Source organism: Pseudomonas sp. PS02290 (assembly GCF_029960075.1).
Lineage (GTDB): Bacteria > Pseudomonadota > Gammaproteobacteria > Pseudomonadales > Pseudomonadaceae > Aquipseudomonas.
Genome location: NZ_JASCOY010000175.1, coordinates 1 through 5,328, shown reverse-complemented (window position 1 = coordinate 5,328; position 5,328 = coordinate 1). Strand labels below are relative to the sequence as shown.

Here is a 5,328-nt window from a genome sequence, read left to right as displayed (position 1 = left end):
GGAATTTAATCTTGACGATGACCTACTCTCACATGGGGAAACCCCACACTACCATCGGCGATGCATCGTTTCACTGCTGAGTTCGGGATGGGATCAGGTGGTTCCAATGCTCTATGGTCGTCAAGAAATTCGGGTACTGACTCGTTCTCTCGAACGCTTCAGCAAATCGGGTATGTGATCAAGGTGCAGCTTGTGCGTTCGCAAACTTTCGTCTTCATGCGTCTTCACACACCGCAATCTGCTGTCTTTGTGCAGATTGCTTGGGTGTTATATGGTCAAGCCTCACGGGCAATTAGTATTGGTTAGCTCAACGCCTCACAGCGCTTACACACCCAACCTATCAACGTCGTAGTCTTCGACGGCCCTTCAGGGAACTCAAGGTTCCAGTGAGATCTCATCTTGAGGCAAGTTTCCCGCTTAGATGCTTTCAGCGGTTATCTTTTCCGAACATAGCTACCCGGCAATGCCACTGGCGTGACAACCGGAACACCAGAGGTTCGTCCACTCCGGTCCTCTCGTACTAGGAGCAGCCCCTCTCAAATCTCAAACGTCCACGGCAGATAGGGACCGAACTGTCTCACGACGTTCTAAACCCAGCTCGCGTACCACTTTAAATGGCGAACAGCCATACCCTTGGGACCGGCTTCAGCCCCAGGATGTGATGAGCCGACATCGAGGTGCCAAACACCGCCGTCGATATGAACTCTTGGGCGGTATCAGCCTGTTATCCCCGGAGTACCTTTTATCCGTTGAGCGATGGCCCTTCCATACAGAACCACCGGATCACTAAGACCTACTTTCGTACCTGCTCGACGTGTCTGTCTCGCAGTCAAGCGCGCTTTTGCCTTTATACTCTACGACCGATTTCCGACCGGTCTGAGCGCACCTTCGTACTCCTCCGTTACTCTTTAGGAGGAGACCGCCCCAGTCAAACTACCCACCATACACTGTCCTCGATCCGGATAACGGACCTGAGTTAGAACCTCAAAGTTGCCAGGGTGGTATTTCAAGGTTGGCTCCACGCAGACTGGCGTCCACGCTTCAAAGCCTCCCACCTATCCTACACAAGCAAATTCAAAGTCCAGTGCAAAGCTATAGTAAAGGTTCACGGGGTCTTTCCGTCTAGCCGCGGATACACTGCATCTTCACAGCGATTTCAATTTCACTGAGTCTCGGGTGGAGACAGCGCCGCCATCGTTACGCCATTCGTGCAGGTCGGAACTTACCCGACAAGGAATTTCGCTACCTTAGGACCGTTATAGTTACGGCCGCCGTTTACCGGGGCTTCGATCAAGAGCTTCGCGTTAGCTAACCCCATCAATTAACCTTCCGGCACCGGGCAGGCGTCACACCCTATACGTCCACTTTCGTGTTTGCAGAGTGCTGTGTTTTTAATAAACAGTCGCAGCGGCCTGGTATCTTCGACCGGCATGAGCTTACGGAGCAAGTCCTTCACCCTCACCGGCGCACCTTCTCCCGAAGTTACGGTGCCATTTTGCCTAGTTCCTTCACCCGAGTTCTCTCAAGCGCCTTGGTATTCTCTACCCAACCACCTGTGTCGGTTTGGGGTACGGTTCCTGGTTACCTGAAGCTTAGAAGCTTTTCTTGGAAGCATGGCATCAACCACTTCGTGTTCTAAAGAACACTCGTCATCAGCTCTCGGCCTTGAAATCCCGGATTTACCTAAGATTTCAGCCTACCACCTTAAACCTGGACAACCAACGCCAGGCTGGCCTAGCCTTCTCCGTCCCTCCATCGCAATAACCAGAAGTACAGGAATATTAACCTGTTTTCCATCGACTACGCTTTTCAGCCTCGCCTTAGGGACCGACTAACCCTGCGTCGATTAACGTTGCGCAGGAAACCTTGGTCTTTCGGCGTGGGTGTTTTTCACACCCATTGTCGTTACTCATGTCAGCATTCGCACTTCTGATACCTCCAGCAAGCTTCTCAACTCACCTTCACAGGCTTACAGAACGCTCCTCTACCGCATCATCCTAAGATGATACCCGTAGCTTCGGTGCATGGTTTGAGCCCCGTTACATCTTCCGCGCAGGCCGACTCGACTAGTGAGCTATTACGCTTTCTTTAAAGGGTGGCTGCTTCTAAGCCAACCTCCTAGCTGTCTAAGCCTTCCCACATCGTTTCCCACTTAACCATGACTTTGGGACCTTAGCTGACGGTCTGGGTTGTTTCCCTTTTCACGACGGACGTTAGCACCCGCCGTGTGTCTCCCATGCTCGGCACTTGTAGGTATTCGGAGTTTGCATCGGTTTGGTAAGTCGGGATGACCCCCTAGCCGAAACAGTGCTCTACCCCCTACAGTGATACATGAGGCGCTACCTAAATAGCTTTCGAGGAGAACCAGCTATCTCCGAGCTTGATTAGCCTTTCACTCCGATCCACAGGTCATCCGCTAACTTTTCAACGGTAGTCGGTTCGGTCCTCCAGTTAGTGTTACCCAACCTTCAACCTGCCCATGGATAGATCGCCCGGTTTCGGGTCTATTCCCAGCGACTAGACGCCCTATTAAGACTCGCTTTCGCTACGCCTCCCCTATTCGGTTAAGCTCGCCACTGAAAATAAGTCGCTGACCCATTATACAAAAGGTACGCAGTCACCCAACAAAGTGGGCTCCCACTGCTTGTACGCATACGGTTTCAGGATCTATTTCACTCCGCTCTCCGCGGTTCTTTTCGCCTTTCCCTCACGGTACTGGTTCACTATCGGTCAGTCAGTAGTATTTAGCCTTGGAGGATGGTCCCCCCATGTTCAGACAAGGTTTCTCGTGCCCCGTCCTACTCGATTTCATTGACAAGAGATTTTCGCGTACAGGGCTATCACCCACTATGGCCGCACTTTCCAGAGCGTTCCGCTAATCTCAAATCAACTTAAGGGCTGGTCCCCGTTCGCTCGCCACTACTAAGGGAATCTCGGTTGATTTCTTTTCCTCAGGGTACTTAGATGTTTCAGTTCCCCTGGTTCGCTCCATACACCTATGTATTCAGTGTAAGGTAACTGTCTTATGACAGCTGGGTTCCCCCATTCAGACATCTCCGGATCACAGTCTGTTTGCCGACTCCCCGAAGCTTTTCGCAGGCTACCACGTCTTTCATCGCCTCTGACTGCCAAGGCATCCACCGTATGCGCTTCTTCACTTGACCATATAACCCCAAGCAATCTGGTTATACTGTGAAGACGACATTCGCCGAAAGTTTGCATTTCACAAACTTTACCTTAGCCTGGACACGCACCAGTGAAAGAGGTGCCCAGTCTATATTTCAATCACATACCCAAATTTTTAAAGAACGATCTAATCAAAAGACTAGAAATCAACACTCATCATCCACCGGATGGAGCGCTCATTTCTAAGCTTTCACAAGCCAGAAGCAGTTATGGTGGAGCCAAACGGGATCGAACCGTTGACCTCCTGCGTGCAAGGCAGGCGCTCTCCCAGCTGAGCTATGGCCCCATAACAAAATTGGTGGGTCTGGGCAGATTCGAACTGCCGACCTCACCCTTATCAGGGGTGCGCTCTAACCAACTGAGCTACAGACCCAATTTCGAGCTTGTAACTGTTAGCGTGAGCTATCAGCTTGGAGCTTAAAGCTGCTTCTATCGTCTTCTTCAATGAATCAAGCAATTCGTGTGGGAACTTGTGAAGAAGCTGAGTCTTCGATTAAGGAGGTGATCCAGCCGCAGGTTCCCCTACGGCTACCTTGTTACGACTTCACCCCAGTCATGAATCACACCGTGGTAACCGTCCTCCCGAAGGTTAGACTAGCTACTTCTGGTGCAACCCACTCCCATGGTGTGACGGGCGGTGTGTACAAGGCCCGGGAACGTATTCACCGCGACATTCTGATTCGCGATTACTAGCGATTCCGACTTCACGCAGTCGAGTTGCAGACTGCGATCCGGACTACGATCGGTTTTCTGGGATTAGCTCCACCTCGCGGCTTGGCAACCCTCTGTACCGACCATTGTAGCACGTGTGTAGCCCAGGCCGTAAGGGCCATGATGACTTGACGTCATCCCCACCTTCCTCCGGTTTGTCACCGGCAGTCTCCTTAGAGTGCCCACCATAATGTGCTGGTAACTAAGGACAAGGGTTGCGCTCGTTACGGGACTTAACCCAACATCTCACGACACGAGCTGACGACAGCCATGCAGCACCTGTCTCAATGTTCCCGAAGGCACCAATCCATCTCTGGAAAGTTCATTGGATGTCAAGGCCTGGTAAGGTTCTTCGCGTTGCTTCGAATTAAACCACATGCTCCACCGCTTGTGCGGGCCCCCGTCAATTCATTTGAGTTTTAACCTTGCGGCCGTACTCCCCAGGCGGTCAACTTAATGCGTTAGCTGCGCCACTAAAAGCTCAAGGCTTCCAACGGCTAGTTGACATCGTTTACGGCGTGGACTACCAGGGTATCTAATCCTGTTTGCTCCCCACGCTTTCGCACCTCAGTGTCAGTATGAGCCCAGGTGGTCGCCTTCGCCACTGGTGTTCCTTCCTATATCTACGCATTTCACCGCTACACAGGAAATTCCACCACCCTCTGCCCTACTCTAGCTTGCCAGTTTTGGATGCAGTTCCCAGGTTGAGCCCGGGGATTTCACATTCAACTTAACAAACCACCTACGCGCGCTTTACGCCCAGTAATTCCGATTAACGCTTGCACCCTCTGTATTACCGCGGCTGCTGGCACAGAGTTAGCCGGTGCTTATTCTGTCGGTAACGTCAAAACAGCAAGGTATTCGCTTACTGCCCTTCCTCCCAACTTAAAGTGCTTTACAATCCGAAGACCTTCTTCACACACGCGGCATGGCTGGATCAGGCTTTCGCCCATTGTCCAATATTCCCCACTGCTGCCTCCCGTAGGAGTCTGGACCGTGTCTCAGTTCCAGTGTGACTGATCATCCTCTCAGACCAGTTACGGATCGTCGCCTTGGTGAGCCATTACCTCACCAACTAGCTAATCCGACCTAGGCTCATCTGATAGCGCAAGGCCCGAAGGTCCCCTGCTTTCTCCCGTAGGACGTATGCGGTATTAGCGTCCCTTTCGAGACGTTGTCCCCCACTACCAGGCAGATTCCTAGGCATTACTCACCCGTCCGCCGCTGAATCAGAGAGCAAGCTCTCTTCATCCGCTCGACTTGCATGTGTTAGGCCTGCCGCCAGCGTTCAATCTGAGCCATGATCAAACTCTTCAGTTCAATACTGCAATTAGGTTTTGAGAAAACCTTATAAACTTGGCTCAGCAATCGTTGGTTAAACCATGATTTCTCGTGGAGTAACTTGCGATGCTGATAATCTTGCGACTTCAG

General features: G+C 51.7%; 2 tRNA genes and 3 rRNA genes. All 5 read right to left on the bottom strand.

Annotated features, from left to right (window positions below):
* Positions 1 to 9: 9 nt before the first annotated feature.
* Positions 10 to 125: ribosomal RNA gene (rrf, locus tag QMX88_RS28680) — 5S ribosomal RNA — on the bottom strand.
* A gap of 146 nt (positions 126 to 271) precedes the next feature.
* Positions 272 to 3,164 (bottom strand): 23S ribosomal RNA (locus tag QMX88_RS28675).
* 232 nt (positions 3,165 to 3,396) lie between these two features.
* Positions 3,397 to 3,472, bottom strand: a tRNA-Ala gene (locus tag QMX88_RS28670).
* Positions 3,473 to 3,482: 10 nt separating this feature from the next.
* Positions 3,483 to 3,559: transfer RNA gene (locus QMX88_RS28665), tRNA-Ile, on the bottom strand.
* A 121-nt stretch (positions 3,560 to 3,680) separates the two neighbouring features.
* Positions 3,681 to 5,217 (bottom strand): 16S ribosomal RNA (locus QMX88_RS28660).
* The 16S, 23S and 5S rRNA genes sit together here with 2 tRNA genes alongside, the layout of an rRNA operon.
* Positions 5,218 to 5,328 lie beyond the last annotated feature (111 nt).